22 protein-coding genes are annotated in these 21733 nt (G+C 41.6%); 10 read left to right on the plus strand and 12 right to left on the minus strand.

All coding sequences use genetic code 11. From position 1 onward, the window contains the following. Positions 1-11: 11 nt before the first annotated feature. The 5 genes from EWE74_RS06695 to EWE74_RS06715 form a co-directional block, all read right to left on the minus strand. Complete coding sequence (locus tag EWE74_RS06695; RefSeq protein WP_130140709.1) at positions 12-794, minus strand: sensor histidine kinase; 783 nt, start codon at positions 792-794, stop codon at positions 12-14. Beyond that, on the minus strand, positions 764-1420 hold the full coding sequence (locus EWE74_RS06700; RefSeq protein ID WP_130140710.1) for a hypothetical protein: 657 nt from the start codon (positions 1418-1420) through the stop codon (positions 764-766). Before EWE74_RS06700 ends, EWE74_RS06695 begins: the two co-directional genes overlap by 31 nt. Positions 1421-1431: 11 nt before the next feature. Next, positions 1432-2265, minus strand: a complete 834-nt coding sequence (locus tag EWE74_RS06705; protein WP_130140711.1) for a hypothetical protein — start codon at positions 2263-2265, stop codon at positions 1432-1434. A gap of 191 nt (positions 2266-2456) precedes the next feature. Then, positions 2457-3212 (minus strand): hypothetical protein, encoded by a 756-nt coding sequence (locus EWE74_RS06710; RefSeq protein WP_130140712.1) that lies wholly within the window; start codon positions 3210-3212, stop codon positions 2457-2459. 429 nt (positions 3213-3641) lie between these two features. Beyond that, complete coding sequence (locus EWE74_RS06715; RefSeq protein WP_130140713.1) at positions 3642-4256, minus strand: S24 family peptidase; 615 nt, start codon at positions 4254-4256, stop codon at positions 3642-3644. Positions 4257-4493: 237 nt separating this feature from the next. Between EWE74_RS06715 and EWE74_RS06720 the strand changes: the two genes are divergently transcribed. The 7 genes from EWE74_RS06720 to msrA all read left to right on the plus strand — a co-directional run bounded on the left by EWE74_RS06720 (position 4494) and on the right by msrA (position 15312). Continuing rightward, positions 4494-4721 carry a hypothetical protein gene (locus EWE74_RS06720; RefSeq protein WP_130140714.1) on the plus strand — a complete coding sequence of 76 codons (228 nt, stop codon included), beginning with the start codon at positions 4494-4496 and terminating at the stop codon, positions 4719-4721. Positions 4722-4852: 131 nt separating this feature from the next. Beyond that, positions 4853-7849 carry a hypothetical protein gene (locus tag EWE74_RS06725; RefSeq protein WP_130140715.1) on the plus strand — a complete coding sequence of 999 codons (2997 nt, stop codon included), beginning with the start codon at positions 4853-4855 and terminating at the stop codon, positions 7847-7849. Between the two features lie 78 nt (positions 7850-7927). Beyond that, positions 7928-8725, plus strand: coding sequence for a DUF3575 domain-containing protein (locus EWE74_RS06730; protein ID WP_130140716.1), 798 nt, complete (start codon positions 7928-7930; stop codon positions 8723-8725). A gap of 207 nt (positions 8726-8932) precedes the next feature. Continuing rightward, positions 8933-10066, plus strand: a complete 1134-nt coding sequence (locus EWE74_RS06735) for a clostripain-related cysteine peptidase (RefSeq protein ID WP_130140717.1) — start codon at positions 8933-8935, stop codon at positions 10064-10066. Between the two features lie 77 nt (positions 10067-10143). Continuing rightward, entirely contained in the window at positions 10144-13680 is a 3537-nt protein-coding gene (gene smc, locus EWE74_RS06740) for a chromosome segregation protein SMC (protein WP_130140718.1), read from the plus strand. 88 nt (positions 13681-13768) lie between these two features. After that, positions 13769-14491 (plus strand): DUF4198 domain-containing protein, encoded by a 723-nt coding sequence (locus EWE74_RS06745; protein ID WP_130140719.1) that lies wholly within the window; start codon positions 13769-13771, stop codon positions 14489-14491. A gap of 149 nt (positions 14492-14640) precedes the next feature. Next, entirely contained in the window at positions 14641-15312 is a 672-nt protein-coding gene (gene msrA, locus EWE74_RS06750; RefSeq protein WP_130140720.1) for a peptide-methionine (S)-S-oxide reductase MsrA, read from the plus strand. 33 nt (positions 15313-15345) lie between these two features. Here the strand turns inward: msrA and EWE74_RS06755 are convergent, their stop codons facing one another. The 6 genes from EWE74_RS06755 to EWE74_RS06780 all read right to left on the minus strand — a co-directional run bounded on the left by EWE74_RS06755 (position 15346) and on the right by EWE74_RS06780 (position 17968). Beyond that, positions 15346-15729 carry a DoxX family protein gene (locus tag EWE74_RS06755; RefSeq protein WP_130140721.1) on the minus strand — a complete coding sequence of 128 codons (384 nt, stop codon included), beginning with the start codon at positions 15727-15729 and terminating at the stop codon, positions 15346-15348. A gap of 7 nt (positions 15730-15736) precedes the next feature. Continuing rightward, positions 15737-16204 (minus strand): SRPBCC domain-containing protein, encoded by a 468-nt coding sequence (locus tag EWE74_RS06760; protein ID WP_130140722.1) that lies wholly within the window; start codon positions 16202-16204, stop codon positions 15737-15739. 2 nt (positions 16205-16206) lie between these two features. Beyond that, entirely contained in the window at positions 16207-16527 is a 321-nt protein-coding gene (locus EWE74_RS06765; protein ID WP_130140723.1) for an ArsR/SmtB family transcription factor, read from the minus strand. 97 nt (positions 16528-16624) lie between these two features. After that, positions 16625-17026 (minus strand): VOC family protein, encoded by a 402-nt coding sequence (locus EWE74_RS06770; protein ID WP_130140724.1) that lies wholly within the window; start codon positions 17024-17026, stop codon positions 16625-16627. Between the two features lie 3 nt (positions 17027-17029). Continuing rightward, positions 17030-17482 carry an SRPBCC family protein gene (locus EWE74_RS06775; RefSeq protein WP_130140725.1) on the minus strand — a complete coding sequence of 151 codons (453 nt, stop codon included), beginning with the start codon at positions 17480-17482 and terminating at the stop codon, positions 17030-17032. A 111-nt stretch (positions 17483-17593) separates the two neighbouring features. After that, a complete protein-coding gene (locus EWE74_RS06780) occupies positions 17594-17968 on the minus strand; it encodes a DoxX family protein (protein ID WP_130140726.1) in 375 nt (124 codons plus the stop codon). A 175-nt stretch (positions 17969-18143) separates the two neighbouring features. On the opposite strand from EWE74_RS06780, the gene EWE74_RS06785 reads away from it, so the two are divergent. The 3 genes from EWE74_RS06785 (at position 18144) to EWE74_RS06795 (ending at position 20827) form a co-directional block, all read left to right on the plus strand. Further along, a complete protein-coding gene (locus EWE74_RS06785; RefSeq protein ID WP_130140727.1) occupies positions 18144-19121 on the plus strand; it encodes a GlxA family transcriptional regulator in 978 nt (325 codons plus the stop codon). 124 nt (positions 19122-19245) lie between these two features. Then, a complete protein-coding gene (locus tag EWE74_RS06790; protein WP_130140728.1) occupies positions 19246-19968 on the plus strand; it encodes a ferritin-like domain-containing protein in 723 nt (240 codons plus the stop codon). Between the two features lie 112 nt (positions 19969-20080). Then, complete coding sequence (locus tag EWE74_RS06795) at positions 20081-20827, plus strand: ferritin-like domain-containing protein (RefSeq protein WP_317125945.1); 747 nt, start codon at positions 20081-20083, stop codon at positions 20825-20827. Between the two features lie 83 nt (positions 20828-20910). Here EWE74_RS06795 and EWE74_RS06800 read toward each other — a convergent pair whose 3' ends face one another. Then, positions 20911-21732 (minus strand): anti-sigma factor, encoded by an 822-nt coding sequence (locus tag EWE74_RS06800; protein WP_130140730.1) that lies wholly within the window; start codon positions 21730-21732, stop codon positions 20911-20913. Position 21733: the final 1 nt, after the last annotated feature.

Genomic DNA, 21733 nt, shown 5'->3' on the forward strand with positions numbered 1-21733 from the left:
TATCTTTAATATTAGTTATAAGGAACATGCAGTATGATCGTTGTACCTTCTCCAGCGGCACTTTGGATGTCGGCAAGTCCCCCCATCAGTGCTGCCCGGGTTCTGATATTTTGTAAACCAAGTCCGCCTGTTGCGCCTTTTTCGGTGTTGAAACCAACGCCGTTATCCTGAATATGAATGCGTAATTCACTTTCAGCAAAGCCGAACAAGATTTTTATTTCTGTAGCTTGTGCATGTTTCAAGATATTTTGTAAACTCTCCTGCACGATGCGGAAAGCGATTGTCTTGCGCTGTTCAGGAAGCGTATTTTCCTCACCTTCCGTATGCAGATGACACTGCATCAATCCATTACGCCCTATACGCTGTAATTCGTGGCTTACCGCCTGCACCAGCGATATCCACTGCAGTCGCTCGCTGCTCAAACTTTTGGCGATATCCCGCAGGTCGGTCATGGCTTGCCCCACATTGGACTTGATATCTTCAAGCAAATCCTTATCAGCATGAGTGCTTTGTCTGGCAATGTTAAGCTGTACTTTAGCTAAACTCAGCAGTTGCCCCACGTTATCGTGTATCTCCCGACTGATGGAATCAAAGGTTTCTTCCTGCATTTCCAGTCGCGATTCCAACAATTGCTTCTGATACGCTTCAGACATCGCTTTTTTCTCTTCCCGATATCGGAATTTACGCCGTTGATGGTTGAACATAATCAATACCATTACGCACAGCAAAGCCATGAACAGCACGACCACCGTAATGATGACAGCTAAGATCTCTTGGTAATGGTCAACTGGCATATAAAAGCATAGGTAAACAGCGAGTACATCACGATATTGGAGATTTGTAAGGGTATTTTCAATATCTTAGCCAAATCGGCATAATTCGCTGTTAAAAAACGATACATCCCCATATAGGGTACACCACAAACATAAAAGAAAATCAAACCAATGGCGATCCAAAACTCACTACAGTTCCGTAACATAATCGGCTCTTCCGCACTTAACAATTCGTAACAATAAACAACAGAAAAGAAAAGTATAAACATGCCACCGGAGACAAATACATAGCTATTCCATTCATTAAGCTTAAAAACAAAAAACACGAGCACATACCAGAATATAGGATATAAGTATAAGAAGCCCTGAATTATTTTCTGAACAAAACGTAATTGAATAATCTGCTGAAAATAATAGGCAAAGGCCAGATATTGCACAAGATGGAAGAAGTTATACATCTGTACGTTTGTTTTATCTGAGCAGAATTCAGCTTTATAGAAAACACTCCATTCTACTACTCCCGTATATAGCACTAATAATGATATGATCCGGACAGGAAAAGATATTCCTTTCTTTAGGCTAACAATGGCCGTCAGTACGGCCATCGTTAATACCCCTAAATAAATATAATACGTGATGTCCATCATTTATGGAACTACTATATATCTCCTCGAGGCAACGGTGGAGGAATGGGCTTACCACGATTCAAACCACTGACGCCGCCCCGGCTCTTCGCAGCGACTAATCCTTTCACGAGTCCTTCGTTTTGGATCGCGATGGTGCTGAGGTATCGTTCGCGGTCTATCGTCTCGAAATCAGTTTCCTGGTTGTTTTTATCAACATAGGTAAAGAGGATCGTGAGGCGCTGTAGAATTCTGTCTTTTTTCTCCCGCACAATGCGTTCTTCGGTTTCTTCATCAGCTAATGACAGAATTTTGGTGGTGATGCCAGCAATGGTTCCGCGTGCGACCTGATAAGCGATTTCTTCCTTTATTTCACGAATTGTTTCCCTATCGAAATGGACAAACTCGGTTTCTCCGTATGTAGCACCCGTGGTATTGTCTAGCACCGTCTTTATACCCTTTTTATAATTGTTTTTCAACTCCTCCACGTCGATACGGTTAGCTATTTTCACGAACGAGCCATTCGGATTCAATTGATAGTAATCTCCTACATCCTTAAACCCTTGGTCAGAACGAACAAACAGCAACCGGAGCTCGGCCTCCCCCTGTTTTTCCGCGGCAAAATGAACATTGATACCCGAATCTTTTGATAGCATTTCGATGACCTCGAGGAAGCGTTTTACAGGCGTATTGGTGAATTGCTCCGTTATATTAGGGTAGCCCGCTTTAGATAGTGTCTCTTTTTTGTGTCTTGTGAACCAATCGGTCCGCATTTCAACATAGGCTTTTTGAACGAACGCATTTGAAGGGAGGGGTTGAATATTTTGGTTCAGCCTCGTTTCAGCTATGCTATTGTCGGTATCCGGCAAAATTGAAAAATTTTCAGAATGACAACTAATTAAGCTAGCCAAAAGGGAACACCCTAATAATAGTTTGATGAAGTGGTACATAGTTTTCGTTATGAATGTTTAAAAAAATTGCTAGTTAAATTGCAGCCCCAAGTTACCATATTATTTTTATCTTTTTACAAGATACGTGATGTCCATCAGCTGTGAAACTATTATATATCTCCTCGAGATGGTGGTGGAGGAATAGGGTTGCCACTATTCAAACCACTTTTACCCTTATTTTGCTCCTCTCGCGTTTCTTCATACCTCACGCGGTCAATATCCTCAAAATTGGTGTCCCGGCCGTCCTTTGTATACGTAAACATAATGGAAAGCCGCTCCAGGTATTTTGGAGCATCCCTATTCCTGAAAAAACCACCTTCCGCTTCCTTATTCGCATAAGAAACTAACTGTACCTTCAGGCCATCAATCCGCTTCTTGCCCTCTTGAAATCGAATTTCTCCCAATATTTCTGCAATAATATCTTTCTCAAAAAAAACATACTCTGTTTCGATATCCCCATCGTCGGTAGATCGTCCTAAGACGGGTTGTATACCATTTTGATAATTGTTCCGCAATGTATTTCCCTCTTCTACGGAGATCTCCTCCAATCCTCCCTCTTTGTTCAACAAATAATAGGTATTCGGAAGATTGGACCATCTTTTAATGCCCGCAAAGAGCAATACAACATCTTGCTTTCCCTCTGTCTCTACACCGAAATATACGGCTAGGTTTCTGCTTTTCTCGATGAGTTTTTCGATGTTCGCAATAAACGCCTTTATATCGCGTATAGAAAAATTTTCGGGTGCTTTTATGCTGGCATCCAGCCTGTCAAGCATCGGCTTTTTCTTTGTTTTATACCAGTTTTGTCTGGCATCACCGACATGCGTCGGGATAAATGTTCTAATTGGAAGTTCTGGCTTATCCATTATGATATCTAATAATATTAAAAAAATAATGTTAGTTAAATTGTAGTTCTAAGATACAATATTATTTCATGTTTTTACAATAAGCATGTAAAAATGATATAATGCAGTTTGTCGTATTACAAGATAGAAATGCGCCTTCTTTTATATTAAAAAGCATTTTTCTGCTTTCGGGATTTTGTCAGCTTTTTTTTAAATACCGTAATCCCCCTCTCAACAGGAGGGGGTTTTCACGGGGGCAAATACCGCGATGCCACGCTTGATACGTATAGCGCGATGGCGATAACTTTGTTTCTATCAAATGGAGAGGATAGTATATAGAAAGCCTAGGACAGGCAAAAGCTGCTATCTGGTGGAGATGGATAAACGAACTAATCTTATTAAAGACATGAAAACGAAACCACTTAACAACATCATGAAAAGCGAATTTCCTCAAATAGAAATCATGGAGAGAACCCCCTTCACTTTGTATACAGCTTTCACATTGGCTTTATTCATGATAATATCATCAAAATTTGTCGCATTCTTAGCAACAAGTCTCCAATTTTTATCATCCAGTCCGCGAACGTACCGCACCACATTCATATGGGAAGAGAGAATAAGATATATATCACCGAACACCACAGCTTCTTTCTCTACCTTTTTGACGAACACAACGCTTCCGTTACCTATTTCTGGACTCATAGCGTCGCCGGGGTTGACGAAAGCAAAATCGCTCCCTGCAAGAACAGGGATATCCAGCTCGTCCGTAACCGGTAGTGTTGACAAATCATCTCCGAAGGCATCCAGACCAATATTATATAACGGAATCTTGGCTAAACCAGCGCCCGAAGTAAGCATTTGCCCTTCCCCTGTTAACAACCAAATATCGTTTACCTCTGGAAACCGTTTAACGATAATACTTACCAAGTTCTTACTGATGGCATAGTTTCCCTTTTTTATCTGATACAACCTTTCGGCTCTATTTAAACCGATTTCCCGCGCAAAGGAATTGACATTTAGTCCAAAATATTGTATAACTCGGTCTAATCTCGCCCAATCTGACATATTCAAAATTCTATAATATAAAGATATAAAACATCGTGGATAGTTTACAAATTTTAAGCCAAAACATAAACATCACAAAAAAAACAATTATTAATTGCAAAATTACAATTTATTATTGTTTTTATAACAACAATTAAACTATATTTGCACGCAAACACAATTAAGGAAAGATATAACGAAATAAAAGAGAAAACGGGAGCCATCACAAGAACACTAACTATTGCCAACCTGTAAGCTATGGATTCAATTAAAAAAATAAAAGATGAAAAAAGCACGAACGAAATCACAGAAAAAGAAGTAATGAACTTATTATCAATCAAAAACATACAAATAAAAGATAAAGAATATGTAAAAGAACACCTTATTATCGAAAAGAAAAGCAAGACAGATTATTACGAAATCAAAGTCACAGACATCGATGGATCGATTCACACGTTCCAGATCGAATTGAAAACTTATCCGTAAAAAAATAAAATCAAAAAAACTTCATATTACAATATTATATTGTATATTTACAAAAAATTAAAACTAAATAATCAATCAGAGACATCAAACTAAAGCATGGATCGGATTCAAATTAATTAATAAAAACAAATATGAAAATCAGACAACTATCCAAATTAGCCTTGGCAGTCGCACTCAGCAGCGCGATCATGTTTGAAGGCTGTCAGAAGTACGATGACGACATCGCACGACTCGAGCAGGGTATCGAGCAAAATTCTTCTGACATCGCTAGTTTAAAAGACCAACTAGCAACTTTTGCCGCAAACAATGTGGTAGAATCGGTCACCTCTATAACCGGAGGCTTCAAGATCAACTTTAAACGTCCAGACGGCACTACTTTTTCGTATGACATCGTCAACGGCGGCAAAGGCGACAAGGGAGACAAAGGAGATACAGGGGATGCCGGAGACAACGGCACCTCACCTTTAATCCGCATTAATGCCACAAGTGGCAACTGGGAAATCGCCCAAAACGGAGCTGACTACGTCGATACCGGCATCAAAGCCAAAGGAGACAAAGGTGAGCCAGGCGAACCGGGGCAAGGCGGATCAGGAACACCTGGAGCACCAGGTCAGGATGGCCGGGACGGTTCTCTAGTGACCATCGAAACGGCAGATGGCAAGCAATATTGGCATATTGACGGTGAAAACACGGGCGTACAAGCCTATTTTGGCGATATCGCCATGATTGCGACAGATGGCGGTTATAACGTGGTATTTACCGATGCGGAGGGCAATTCATCCAGCAGCGTCTTTTTAGCAACCCAAGCCGTAGCGGTAAACAGCTTAACGCTATTACCAAGCCTTCACAGCTCTAACACACCAGTGGTATTATTCCCACGTATTGTTGATGATGCAACGAGCAGAACAACGGCTATGCAAGGTTACGCAACGATCACGTATAATTTAAATCCATTTGGCGTTGCTACAGCCAACTATCAGGCCAACGGCTTATTGACCGAAAAAACAGAAGAAGTATCTTTCCGTTCTTCTGGAGCTGCACCAAGCACAAGCTTCGAAAAAGTGGGACAGGAAGTGAAAACTTTCGGTGATATTACTGTAAAATACAAACCCGTAAATAACACCGGAAACAGTGTATTCCCGAACCCATCCGGCAACGAGCACCTACACGTTGCTTTGCAGGTAAAAAACCTCAAAGCCGCAGAAAACCAACAATATGTAGCGTCTTCTTTCAACGTAGCTAAGGAAGAGATTATCGAGAAAGACGAAGTAACAATCGAGAAAGCTGTTAAGAATGCAACTACCGAAGAGTGGGAAGTGCGCGCAGGTGTTAGTCCTAGCTTCAACGGAAGCGCATTCACGGAGCCTGGCAATAACAGTTCGGCACTTGCGTTGGCTGTAGGTACGGCGACAAGCAAATCAGAACATGACTTTATTCTACATGTGGTTGACGACGCACAAAATAAGAACGATGGCGGAATTGAGTTAGAGAAAGAACTAAGAGGATTCTTTGCCCGTACACAGCTCAATGATCAAATTGTATCGTTGGACAATAATGGTCTTGATGGATACGACCTACGTTTCTCTCTTGCTTCCGGCGGACCAACTAATCAAGGTAACTGGATTACCATTGACGCGAACACTGGTTTGATCAAAGTAAAAGAGTCAACACCTGGCCATACCAATACAGCTGCAGTAGGCAACACTTCCATTGTGAAAGCCGATTTGTATTCTACTGGTCCAACTGGTGGTAATTTAATCGCAAGCCGCTACGTTAATGTAGGCTATACACAAACTACTGCAACGGCGATTGATATCGTAGGTAAATCAACTTTTACCTTATCTGCTGCTGCGACACTGCAAGGCGCTATCACATGGCCTAACCCAACGCAGTCGCTGGACAATGCCTACAATTTAGTCGGAAAATCGGCACCAGATTTCCATGCAACATACAACTTTACCCCAGCTACTAACAACCCAGCAGGCTTTACATTTATCGATGCGGATAATACGACGCAATCTGTAACACGTAAAGTTGAAATTGATCAAAATGTCGTTAATCCAGGAACGTATACCCTATATGGTGTTTATGAATCCTCGGTATCGACAGAACCAGATGTAAACGTAAAGGTTGATGTTACGGTAACATTGAATGGAGACATCAAATACAACACGAAAGATGGATACTGGGAAAACAATGCGGTACGCGTGTTTGGTACACCACAGGGAACTGCTAACTGGCAGCTGGCTGGCGATCTTGACGAGTATATCTTCTTAACAAGCAATATCCAGGGACCTTCTGTATCACATACATTCACTGTATTGCCTGTGGTTGCTTCGCCAGCAGTTTATGTCACAGGGTTTAATCCGGCAAATGCTACTGCAACAGCCCTGAGAGCATTCACCAGTGCAAACGATGGTAATATCGGCGGCGAATACTTCCACTTAATCAACCCATCTGCACCTAATGCTGCATCACCTGAAGCCCGCAGTGCATTCAACTACATCACTGGCTGGAGCTATGTTAAACCTGCTACGAAAGTACGCGTGGATTACTTCCTAAACGCTAACCCTGTGGCTTATAAGTCCGAGACTATCGACGTACGGTTCAAGAATCCAGTAAAAACACTCGAAATTGAACAAAATGGTACCACTCAGGTAACGGATAAGCAAGGTGGCAACAACAATCAAGATGTAGACATCCGTCAGTTCTTGAAGTTGACAGATTACAGAAATGTTGTTCTTTGGGATTTTGATCACACAGCTCCGGTAACACACACCGTAAACAGTGAGTACTTGAATCGTTATGGAATTACCGCTCTAGGAGGTACTGCTACTACACCTACCGTGGATCCTGCAAGCGTGACCTTGACGAAAGCGTACTATAACGCCAACCCTGGCACTGATATCAAGAACATCCTTCCACAGTTCACTTTCGCGGAAGTTGTTGCTGGCGGTAACGGTTCGGCTGTATTACGTTGGAGAAACGACGGTGCTAATACGATCACACAAGCGATCACATTAGAATATACCGTTACTGTTGAAAACAGATACAACGATGGTTCGGTAAGCAGCAGTGCTAACGACATCACCAAAGTAATTAAGGTAGTCGTTAATCCACAACCTTAATATCATCAAGGAGTAGTTCTCTCATTAATATAAGAAAGGTGGTATGGAAACATACCACCCTTCTTTTAAATAAAAATTATGAACAAATTATTAACCACCATACTCTTTGCCTGTGTGCTCACCCCTTTCATAGCCCGTACACAAACCATTTCGTCTACAGAACAAAAAGAAAGGCAAAACATGGTCAAGTTCAACACACTAACGCTTCTGGGAGGAAAGTTTGCTTTTGAATACGAACGTTTATTGACCAATCGCATAGCCGTGGGTGCCACGATTAGTGTACGCCCTGAAAAAAAGATTCCATTTAGCGCTACCGTAAAGAATTTTGTCGACGATGAAGAGCTCAACAACCTCATTGACGACTTCAAGAGTTCCAATTTCTCCATTACGCCTGAAGTACGCTTCTATGCTTCGAAACGCGGACTTTTTCGAGGCTTCTATATTGCACCCTATGTGAAGTATGCCAGCTATGGGGCCTCACTTCCTTACGATTTTGAAGTGGAAGTAGAAGATCAAGGCACGGAATACTATAATCGAACAGAGACTATCCCTTTAAAAGGAGATATCCAAGCTTTTACGGCAGGAATATCTTTCGGCACGCATTTTAAGCTATCACGTAACATCTATCTCGACTGGCGCATATTGGGACCAGGGTACGGTACGAGTAAAGGAAAGGTTTCAGGGACAATGGCCTTGAATGCTGATGAACAAGCAGCGTTACGCGAAAGCATGGAAGAACTCAAAACCGACTTAGGTGACCTTCCGCTTGGTATCAAGCTCGATTATGAAGTACACGACAATGGCACCAACGTAACGATATTACGTAGTCCATGGGCAGGCATCCGTACAGGTCTCTCCGTAGGCTATCGTTTTTAAATTAAATCGAAATAAAAAATTTAACTAATCCCAATACCTAACATATATGAAGAATACAGAGATAGTAGAAATCGTTGGTTACATGATAACCAGTGGCATTTTGCTTTTCATTGCACAGCGCATAAAAGCAAAACTTCTACGAGGACAGTCTCACTGAGCTTCCTCGAAAACTCCCTATTTTTTGATAAAACTAACAAAAGACACGTCATGAGAGCCATTCTGTTTTCCTTAAGTATTTTCATGTTCTGCATATTTCAGTCATGTAAAGATCCAGATATTAAACCGGAGGACGAAGATAAGTTCCGAACGGTATTGGTATACTTGGCCGCCAACAATAGCTTGGAGCTCGAAGCTTACAAAAATATGGATCAAATGGAAAACGCTCTGGGCGATATAGATGGCAATCTGATTGTTTATGCAAAATTGCCGGGGAATAAACCATCTCTTTACCACATATACAAAAAAGAAGGTGAAAAGGCCAGGAAGGTAAAGATTAAGGATTATGAACCGCATAATTCCAGCGATCCCATCACCATGAGACTTGTATTAGAGGACGTCAGAAATCTTTTTCCAGCAAAAACTTTTGGATTGGTATTATGGTCTCATGCCACAGGCTGGATCCCGAGTAGTAACGGCAACATCAAGCTGAAATCCTTTGGAGATGACGGCGGCAGTCAAATGGACGTAAAAGAACTCCATTCCGCATTGCCTTATACCTTCGATTTCATCCTATTCGATGCTTGTTCGATGGCCAGTGTGGAAGTGCTCTATGAGATTAAGGAAAAAGCTAAATATTTCATTGCATCACCGGGCGAAGTCATTGCCAATGGCATGCCTTATGACAAAATTACCAATGACCTATTCTCCCCTGACGTTAATGCCTATCGTCTTTTGGCCGAAAAATATCATGCTCATTATGATAATCTTTCCGGCCTGCATCGCTCGGCCACCATATCGGTGATTGATGCTTCTAAACTGCAAGATGTAGCATCGGAAACGAAACATATTATCCTTTCTCAACAGCCCCTACATACCGATTACAATCGCAATCATATACAGCGCATGGATTTTGATCGAATTGGAAACCCATTGATCGCATTTGATTTTTTGGATTTTATGGAGCAAAATTATAGCCACGTGGCATCCTATAGAAACTTACAGTCAACATTGGAGAAAGCTGTCGTATTCAAAGCAAATACTCCATCTTTTAATGGCTTTACGATTGACAAAAATTCGGGTTTGACCTGTTACATTCCCCATCCGGACAATGAAGAAACAGTACATACCTATTATCGTACACTAAAATGGTATACCGACAGCGGTTTCGACAAATTATTATAATTGTTCCTAATCAGCATACTTTTCAGTTCTCCCTAAAAAACTGTATTTTCGCCTGTTGATTTTTAGAGGCATAGCGTATGCAGTTAGTAAAATTAGAGATTAAAGGATTTAAGAGTTTTGGCGACAAGATCACCATTAATTTTAACGAGGGTGTAACCGCCATTGTGGGGCCCAACGGATGTGGAAAATCGAACGTCGTAGACGCTATCCGATGGGTGTTGGGTGAGCAGAGCACACGGATGCTGCGTTCAGAAAAGATGGAAAACATCATTTTCAACGGGACAGCAAATCGGAAACCTGCGAACTTGGCCGAAGTATCGTTAACCTTTGAAAATAATAACAAACTGCTGCCGACGGAATTCTCGACCGTTACCATTACCCGTAAACTGTATCGAAATGGCGACAGCGAATACCGTTTAAACGACGTAAAATGCCGTTTAAAGGATATTACCGATCTCTTTCTGGATACCGGCTTAGGAGCTGATACCTATTCGATCATCGAGTTGAAGATGATTGACGAAATCATCAACAACAAAGATAATTCCCGCCGAAATCTATTCGAGGAAGCATCTGGTATCTCCAAATACAAAGTACGGAAGAAGCAAACCTTATCGAAATTAAAAGATACGGAAGCCGATTTAGACCGCGTCGATGATCTTCTTTATGAAATCAACAAGAATTTAAAACAGCTGGAAACCCAGGCTAAAAAAGCGGACAAATATTTTCAGCTTAAAGAAGAATACCGTGAAGCCAGTATAGGATTGGCCTATTACCGCCTCGAGGGATTCAGTACAGATTTAGAACGTATCGGCGAGCAGGAAAAAGTACAACAAGAACGTATCAAAGAAACCTCCACGAAAGTAGAAGGTCAGGAAAACCGACTGCGTACCCTGCGCGGAGATATTTTAGCCAAAGAAAAGAGCCTTGCAGTACAGCAAAAAAGCACCAACGACTACATCCATAAAATTCGATCTTACGAATCGGATAAAAAGATAAAGAATGAACGTATTATTCATTTACAAGAAAAAGAGACTCGGGTTACGGCTGAACTAAACAACGATAAGAACCAGCTGGAACATGTGCAGTACATCCTAAAAAGATTGAATGAAGAGCTTTTTGAGGAACAAGGAAAACTAGATGTTTTTCGGTTAGATATTGGACGTAACCAAACAGAAGTCGAGGAACTTCGGGGCCAACAATCATCTGCCAAAGCAAAATTAGACAGCTTTACGCAACAGAGCAGCGAGCTTCAAAACAAGATTTATAAACTGGAAAAAGATATTGCTGTCCTGAACATTCAAAAGGAGGCGTTACAGCAGGAATCCATACGTACCATGACCGATGCTTCTGCGAAGGTGGAAGAGCTCAACGAGTTCAATAAAGCAGTGGAAAACCTGGAAGAGCGTGTAGAACAACAACAAAGTCAATATGATATTGCCCTACAAGCCGAGAATGCATTGCAGCAGCAAATCCAAACGGTTGAAGAACAGTTAAATGAAACACGCACACAGCTAAACCGGGAATCTCGTTTGGTTGATGCAAAGCAGAATGAATATAACCTCACCAAATCCCTGGTGGATAATCTTGAGGGGTTTCCAGAATCTATTAAATTTTTACGCAAAAATGCAGGCTGGAAGAAATCATACCCCCTCTTTTCGGACATTCTCTTTTGCAAGGAAGAATACCGGGTTGCGATCGAAAATTACTTGGAGTCGGTTATGAACCATTATGTCGTGCAAGACCAGCAGGAAGCTGTGCAGGCCATTCAGCTATTGAGCGACGCATCCCGTGGAAAAGCAAACTTCTTCGTGCTAGAAGCAATTCAAGCGGTCAAAACCAAACCCCAAACACCTGAAAATACAATCCCTGCTTTAGAGGTTGTTAAGGTCGATAAGAAATATAGCCTACTCTGTGAGCAGCTTTTACAACACGTATTTTTATTAAAACCCGAAGCTTCTGATAGCTTAGAAGAAGCCTTACCGGATGGCGATTTGGTTATCTTACATTCCGAAGGAAAATTCTCCAAAAACCGTTTGGGATTGAATGGAGGTTCTGTCGGCCTATTTGAAGGGAAACGTATTGGTCGGGCGAAAAATCTGGAGAGCCTTACCAAAGAGATCAAGGAGCTCAACCAGAAAATCGAAAAACTGCAGCAGGACGAAGCGGATGCTATCGACCAATTAGCCACGTTGCGTATTACCTCCCAGAAGGATGTTATCGATGAGCTTCGAATGGTATTAAACCGCTTAAACAACGAATTGATTTCTGTAAAAACCAAACAGGAACAATATCAAACGTTCATTGCCACTAGCCAGAACCGTAAACAGGATATTGAAAGTAAGATTACAGTCATCCAATATGAACTACAAAAGTCAGAACCTGAGTTGCAGATATTGAAAGTAGAAGCAGAATCGAGTCAAAAGCAGTTAGCGGAATTGCAGCATGCCTATGCCGAAATTGCGGAGGTACTGAACGAGAAATCGGCTTCCTTCAATCAAGAGAACATTCGTTTCCATCAGCAGCAAAATAAGGTATCCAGTTTACAAAAAGATTTGGAATATCGAGAAAGCCAACAAGAAGCCTTTGAAGCCCGAATAACGAAAAATTCGTTGGAATACGAACAAGTGAAAGTGGATATGAAAGATGCTTCTCACGTTGTAGACCATAACGATGAGGATCTCGTGGCGATGTATGCGCAAAAAGAGGAGCTCGAAAAAGGTCTACAAGAGATCGAAGAGGATTTCTATACCACACGTCGTATAATCAATGAACTCGAAGAAGAAATCACCCAGTTACGCCGTAGCAAAGATCAGGACGATTTTCTATTGTCCGAATTAAAAGATAAGAAGACGGCTTTACAGATAGACCTCAATAGCTTAAAAGAACGTTTATCGGTGGAGTTTAACATCGACATCAACTCCTTACTTGAAGGTGACATGCCGGAGATTTCGGCTAGCCAAGATGAATTAACGACCACTTGTGATAAGCTTAAAAAGCAACTGGATTCATACGGTTCTATTAATCCGATGGCCAAAGAAGCTTACGACGAAATACAGGAACGGCACGACTTTATCTCAAAAGAGAAAAACGATCTACTGGATGCCAAAGCATCCTTAATGGCCACCATCAACGAGATAGATCAAACGGCAAACGACAAGTTTATGCATGCCTTCAATACGGTCCGCGACAACTTTGTGCACGTATTCCGTTCTTTATTTAATCAAGAAGATTCCTGCGATATGGTGTTGACCGATCCAGCTAATCCATTAGAATCGGATATTGATATTATCGCGCGTCCGAAAGGCAAACGTCCGTTATCCATCAACCAATTGTCTGGTGGTGAGAAGACCCTTACCGCAACAGCACTGCTATTCTCCTTGTATTTGTTAAAACCTGCTCCATTCTGTATATTCGACGAAGTCGATGCGCCATTGGATGATACCAACATTGATAAGTTCAACAATATCATTAAGGATTTCTCCAAGAACTCACAGTTTATCATTGTTTCGCACAACAAACGGACCATAGCAAGCACAGATATTATTTACGGTGTCACGATGGTAGAGCAAGGCGTTTCACGTGTCGTACCGGTAGATTTGCGGGATGTAGCATAACCTACTTTTTCAAGATTTGTATCTATTTTGTTGCAGATTAATTTCTAGTGTGTATATTTGTCTGGAATCAGTCTAAATAAAATACACAATGAAGAAATCTCCATTATTCGTGCTTTTAATAGCACTTCTATGCAGCAGTTTATCGCACACAGCCTATGCACACGCCCTGTGGATAGAATCATCTTCTACAACCGCTCCCAAAAACACCGTGCAAACTGTAAAGGTTTTTTATGGCGAATATGAACACGGAACCAAGGATCTGGTTAAAGATTGGTATTCCGATGTGAAAGCGCTCGAGCTCTATGTACAGCATCCTAACGGGCAGTCGACAAAATTGGAGACCCAGGTCGCTGACGATCATCTTTCAGCGTCTTTTACGCCGACAGAAGAGGGGCTGTATCTCATCCACACCACCCATGCTGCTGGAGAATTAGGCGGTAAAACAAAATATGTCTTCTCCGCTTCTCTTCCTGTGGTTGTTGGTGAATCTGATCTGATGATCACCAATCCTAAAGAAATAGATCTGTTGGCATTTGTCGCACCTCGTGAAAACCGTTTGAACCAAACCGTGGATATTTACCTCTTGGATAAGGGTAGCATTCCAGAGGCGACTAATGTTACCGTTATCAGTGCTGAGGGTTGGGCAAAAACATTCAAAACTGACGCGGACGGAAAAGTAAGTTTTTCACCGTTATGGAAGGGTATGTATGTCGTTGAAACCAGTAAATATCAGCCGCAAGAAGGCGTTTGGAACGAGAAAGCCCATACCCACGTTTGGCAATCTGCAACTACGATTTTCCATGTACATTAAAAAAAACATCACATCTTTCATAAGCTAAAGAAATATATGAGCCGATTAGACCAACTAATCGGCTCATGGCTTTTTGCATAGATACTTGTTGATTTACTGTTAACCTCGTATAAATTACGTAACTTTAAGGAAATTAACAGGATACTACCATGAAACTTCAGTATATTATACCTTATAGCAGCAGATTGACTTTCTTTCTGCTATTTACGCTTTCAATATCCTGTGCGCAGACGAAATCCAAGGATAGTACGACGGCTATGGACGATCATAAAGTCGTGAACCTTGCTACCGATACCGCCACTTTTGCTGCCGGTTGTTTCTGGTGTGTAGAAGAGCAGTTTAAACAATTAAACGGTGTCACTGCGGTCATATCTGGCTACACCGGCGGCCATGTCCGCAACCCAACTTATCGGCAGGTTACTACAGGGAGAACTGGCCACGCCGAGGCATGTAATATCATTTACAATCCCGCTGAAATCTCTTACGACGAACTGCTCGCCGCGTTTTTTGTCGCACATGATCCCACGCAATTAAACCGTCAGGGTGCGGACGTCGGCACACAATACCGATCAGCCATTTTTTACCATAACGCCGACCAAAAAAAACTGGCAGACTATTACATCAAACAATTAAATGAAGAAGGGGCATACGATAATAGCATCGTGACAGCGGTAACCCCCTACAGTAAATTTTACGTAGCAGAGGATTACCACCAGAATTACTATGTCAACAATATGAACGAAGCCTATTGCCAAAGGGTCATAAAACCGAAGCTGGAAAAATTCAGAAAGGTTTTTAAAGGGAAGCTAAAACAGGAATAAGCTATTCATCAACCTGTGGATTTAATTCTTACCTCATTTTTGTAGGATGACAATTTTTCGTTCATTCGGTCGGAAATACCAAGATACGATGGTTAGCACAAGTAATAACGACGGTCCAAAATATTCCATAGCTTCATCGCCAACAGCAATATGAGTAAAAATAGCGCCCGTCATCAAAAAGAAAAAACCCGCGTAAGCCCATTCCTTTACCAACGGAAGTTTAGGCGCCAGCACAGCAATAACTCCCAAGATTTTCCATACACCAATAATTGTCAAAAAATAGACCGGGTAGCCCAGCTCGTTCATTTTTTCAACTTCCTCCTCCATCCGGATAAGCTGCACGATACCTGTCGAAACCATTCCTAAACTCAGCCAAATGGTCGCTATCCAATAAATAATTTTATCTCTCCGTTTCATTTTATGTCTATATTAGTTTGCGAATTACTTTTTCCAATTGATTGTGTGCCATATTGATCCCTTCAGCAAATGGCATTTGCAACATCATATCCCTATCGACCACCGATTTGTAAATCACGTGCATGGTCAATTTACTCCTATCGCCAGCCAATTCTGAAAATTCCAAAAATTCGAGCTGCACGGGAAACGGTGTATTCTCCATCTCAAATGTTCTCGTGATTTTTGCATTCGGCACAAATTCGTGGATAACACCATTTGCCCGGAAGAGAATATTACCCTGTTCATCTTGCGTCTCAAATTGGTAGCTCCCATGCGGTTTACTTTCCATTTTCAGGACTTTGTTCCCCATCCATTGCTCGACTAATTCCGGTTCAATGTAAGCTTTGAACAGCAAATTGAGCGGCAGTTCAAACTCTCGGGTAATGATGATTTCCTGTTTGCCGTCTACGGCATCCACTTTTGTTTTTCTTTCCATTATTATGTTGATTTGTAGTTTTTCATGAGGGCTTCCAATTTATTGAATCGGTCATCCCAAAGTTTCCTGAAAGGTTCGATGAAGTCAGCGATCTCTTTCATTTTGTCTGCATTGAGATGATAGTAGATCTCCCGCCCCTGCTGCTCCTGCTTTAATAATTCACAAGCTGTGAGTATCTGTAGATGTTTCGAGACCGTTGGTCTGGCGGTGTCAAAGTTGGAAGCAATGAGCCCCGCCGTCATGGATTGGGTTGCCAACAGCAATAGGATAGCTCTTCTCGTGGGGTCGGCAATCGCCTGAAATACGTCACGTCTTAAATTCATTATGAAGTCATTTGACTACAAATATATATGTAGTCAAATGACTTCACAAGTTTTTTTTAAAAATTTGTAAATCTTATCCCAGAAGAAGTAGCTGTAATTATACCGCTAATATCCACCTCACTTCAAATACATCGATTATTTCTACCAATTTCTGATTCTCGTCATCAATAATGGTATGATATTCTTTACCGCGTTCCAGTTTTTCAATCAGTGTCTGTCTTTCCTCCACAGTCTTACAATGCAGAAAAGCAGCCATATAATTGCCTAGTATTCTTCCTTCGTCGTGTACGAGATCTGAGCCGTGGAGAATGATCTTCTCAGAAAAAAGTGAACCAATAACGACTGGCTTTTCTGTGACGGACAACTCTTCTTTTTCAAAAGTTTCGAACTGAAGAGAACCCCCAAAGCAAGTTTGGTAATAGGTGAGCGCCTCTCTACAATTACCGGAAAAAGTAATAAAGACAGCACTCACGAATCTACCAGCACGAGGACTGGTCATAACTTATTGCCCATCCGGTATTTCCGGTTCTACCAGTTTTATTAATTTGTCAAGCGATTCCTGCCAACCTAAGTAACACATCTCTGCAGGGATCATTTCGGGGATTCCTTCTTGCAGGACTTTTAGCTCTGTACCGCATGAAACCTCGTTTAGCCATACCGTCGTTGTCATTTCTCCCGGCATTGCAGGATCGTCAAACTTATCGGTGAATTTTATAAACGCATTGGGTTTTATATCTACATACGTTCCCCCAAAAGAGTGGCCGTTCCCTGTACTGAAATTAATAAATTTCATATGGTACTTCCCTCCTACTTTAAAGTCCATTTCTTGTACCGTACATACGAAACCGTAAGGTGGCAACCAAGTTGCATGCGCTATTGGGTCTGAAAATGCGCGAAATACTTTTTCGGGACTTGCTTTAATTACTCTGTGTAATGATACTGAATTTTCCATGATAATATAATTTAATGTATTGAACTACGTATTTTTTTGCTCTTTATTTTCTTTCTTTCTAAATGCTATAATCCTTTGAATCAGGGATTCAGGAAATGGCTTAGTTAATTTTTCTTAGCCATTTTTTTGTATTTTAGGGTAATATACGTACGAAACCATCAGAATGACAAATGCGATCACCGGCAGGAGCATGTACACAAAATTCTTATCCACAATAGCGTGACTAATGAATGCGTAAATTAAACTAAAGGTAAGGCCAGCATATGCCCATTCTTTTAATTTAGCCGGCACTCCAGGATAGGAAATCGCCAAGACACCGAGTGCTTTACAGATAATTAATGTGTAAGCAAAGTAGTCGGGATAGCCTAAAGGTTCCGTACCGGTGGTCGCATACTGAGGCGAAAATATTAAGGTGCTAAGCGGCATAACGCCCTCCCAAAGGATAATGATGGTCGTTGCCACCCAAAAGATTATTTTATTCCTTTTCATGTTGGTAAAAATTAATAGTTTATGATTGTGTTGTTTAAATTTTAAATATTATTATAACTTACCATACAAAGTTATGTGCTATTAGAAAATCTAAACTGTTGTAAAAACGACAGCCTTAGGGGTAAATTATGACAAAACTATTTGCTAACTTGTTCTCCTAAATAATTTCGTTGTTATGCAGATTTCTGTTTTTGTACCTGAATATGGCGTTATTGAGGCTGTCACACCGGCATTTAGAACCTTTCAAACCGCCAACGAGTTCTTAACCGTATTCGGTAAAAAACCCGCCTTTACAGTAGAGTACGTCGGCTTGCAGGATTATGTACCAGCTAACAATGGGGAATACATGATTAAGACCAATCGGTTACTCCAGGATGTAGCCGAAACAGACTTATTGATCATTCCGCCGACCTTTGGGGATACCGTTAAAGGAATCCAAGCCAATGCAGAAGCAATACCTTACTTTAAAAAGCTATATGAAAAAGGATCAAGCCTAGCTAGCTTATGTATTGGTGCCTTTCTTTTAGCTGAAACAGGCTTACTTAGCGGCAAGAAATGTTCCACACACTGGGCACATGTGAACGAATTTAAAGAGCGATATCCTGATATAGAAGTGGAAGATGGCGCTATTATCACCGAGCACGATAATATTTATAGCAGCGGCGGGGCAAATAGTCTATGGAATCTGATTCTATATCTGGTTGAAAAGTTTTCGGATAGGGAAACAGCCATTATGATTTCAAAATATTTCGCATTGGATATGGGACGTGATAATCAATCTCAATTTGCTATTTTCAAAGGCCAACGGAATCATGGGGATGATGCTATTCAAGAAGTACAGGACTACATTGAAACGCACTATCAACATAAAATGTCCATAGAGACGCTAGCCAATTTAGTTTATATAGGCCGTCGAACTTTCGAAAGACGATTTAAAGAAGCCACCAATAACACCCCCATCGAATATATCCAGCGGGTACGGATAGAGGCCGCCAAAAATTTCTTTGAAGCATCCAGAAAGAATGTTACCGAAATCATGTTTGATGTGGGGTATACCGATACGAAAGCGTTTCGAGATATCTTTAAGAAAATCACCGGACTTACCCCCATTGAATACAGAAACAAGTTTGCAAAGGTGGCAACTGAAGTTTAATCGAATACCTTATGAAGTATGTATAGGTTAACATAAACCAAAAAAAGTACGATTTTATAAATCCAAACGTAACCGTTTGTCGTAAATGCTATCATAAAGATATCAATATAAATAAAAAACGGTTATGAAACACACACACACAACCTCAAAAGACTTGGCAGTTCAAGACAATGAGCGGCCAGACAAAATCCTTCAGCGAAGGAATTTTCTAAAGCTAGTAGGAGCCGGAGCCACGGGTATAGCACTTCTCAGCGTTACAGGATGTAAAAAAGATGATTCACCGCCAGATGATATGGGTGGTAAAGGCTTTTATTTCGGTAGTGGAGATATAGCAATATTAAACTACGCTTATGCGCTTGAACAATTGGAAGCAGCTTTTTATATCGAGATGATCAAAAACCCATACGCGAACATATCAGAATGGGAGAAAACGCTTTTCACTGATATCCGTGATCACGAAATAGCACATCGGGAATTTTTCAAAAAAGCATTGGGAGACAAAGCTATAGATCCCTTGGAGTTCGATTTTTCTAAAGTAAATTTTTCGAATAGAGAGAATGTACTAGCGACGGCAAAAGTATTTGAAGATTTAGGCGTATCAGCATACAATGGTGCAGGATGGCTAATTGCCAATGGAGATTATCTTCTTTTGGCTGGAAAGATTGTTTCTGTAGAAGCTCGCCATGCGGCGTTGGTTCGCGATTTAATCGACAATGGCAGTTTTGCTGACAGCGAAGTTATAGATAGCAATGGTTTAGATGTGTCTAATAGCCCAACCAAAGTATTGCAGGCTGCAGCTCCTTTTATAAAATCCAAAGTTGACGTAAGCGATTTGCCAACTTATTAATTCACCATTAAATTCAACGATCATGAATCTTTTTCAAATATTTGATACAATAACGACTGTTGAACCAGAATTCAACGAGCGTATTAGTCCACGTCGCGAAGCAATACGCAATATGATGTCCTTTGGTAAGAAGGTTGGTATTGCAGCTATACCGTTTGTGTTGAGCGACTTACTAAAAAAGGCGTATGGGCAGACGGCGCCAAAGGATGTAACCGGCGTCCTTAACTACGCATTGACACTGGAATATCTCGAAGCGGAGTTTTACACATTGGCCGCAGAAAAGTCAGGACTCATACCCTCCGGCAGGCCCTTACAAGCTATTAAAACAATTCGGGACCACGAAGTGGCTCATGTAAACTTCTTAAAAGAAGTGCTTGGTAATGCAGCCGTCCCGAAGCCCACATTTGATTTTACAGCCGGTGGAACATTTGATTCTGTGTTTAGCGATTATGATACTTTTCTAGCGTTGGCACAAGCCTTTGAAGATACGGGCGTCCGTGCTTATAAGGGACAAGCAGGCATTCTTAAAGGCAACCAAGTGGTGCTCACAGCGGCTTTACAAATCCATTCCGCAGAAGCACGGCACGCATCACATATCAGACAGATGCGCCGCGCGCGTGGTGGCGCTGCCGAGAATCAAAAACCGTGGATTACAGGGGCCAACGATAGCGGAATCGGATCAGTGGTCGATCCTATATATGCGGGTGAAGACAACAAAGTCCAAGCTGGCGTCGATATTAGTATGCTACCCGGGATTTCAGGTAGGATTTCTGACAACGCAGCGACGCAGTCATTTGATGAACCACTTACAGCCGATAGTGTCTTAGACATTGCCGGATTATTCATAGTACACGATTGATGTGGGGACGATAGTGTGTTGTCCATAGTTAGGCCTGTTTCTTCCGAAACAGGCTTTTTTATAAAAGTTGACTAGACAGTCTATTAAATATTGCCGATTACACGTAGTTCCGTGAGGGTTGGTACTGCGCTCCCGCCAATTTTCTCTATCGTGATAGCAAATGCTTCTGCAGAAGGTATAGCGCGCATCGTATACATCGTTTGTGTTTCCGACAATGGCACCAAACCGGCATCGACGGGATTTCCGTCCACAATGGCCCAAAGCTGATATTGCTTACCTTCTGGCGCTGGTGGTAATTGGTCGGCAATAAGATATACAGATTTCTCTTCCGTATTCCAATATACCCTAGCCCTTAGATCGGAATGGTCCGGAGTTCCTTCTAGTAATATAGACCTAACGGCTGGCTTATTAATGATCTCCCACTGCGCAGCAGATGAGGATAGCAATTTTTCTGCTTGCTCCTTTTGTGCATTTACGGCTACTAAATCTTGCTGTGCAGCTCTATTATCGCGATACATATAAATGTTTATTGCGACACTCATTGCCAATAGCAATCCCGCCGCTGCCAAAAGGCTTCTGCTTCGAGGTTTCAGCTTAGATGTTGATTTGTTTAGGAACGGGGCTGATTCAGGTTCCTGCTCCAATGTTACCTCGGCTTGTGAGGCTGGCAATACATTGCTAACCGTATTGATTCTATTCCAGATATCATCCTTTAAATGCTCTGCAGGTCGGACTGCTTGGGCTGTAGCCATGGCCTCCAAGGCGACCTCTGCTTCCACTATAGCCTGCTCTACCTCTGGGTAACTTTTACGCACACATGCCAATAGACTAGCTTCTTGCTCCGTTGCGAGTCCCAGCACGTATGCTTCAATAATCCCTGACGATATGTATTCTCTAATATCCACG

The organism is Sphingobacterium corticibacterium (assembly GCF_004208525.1).
Taxonomy (GTDB): Bacteria; Bacteroidota; Bacteroidia; order Sphingobacteriales; family Sphingobacteriaceae; genus Sphingobacterium; species Sphingobacterium corticibacterium.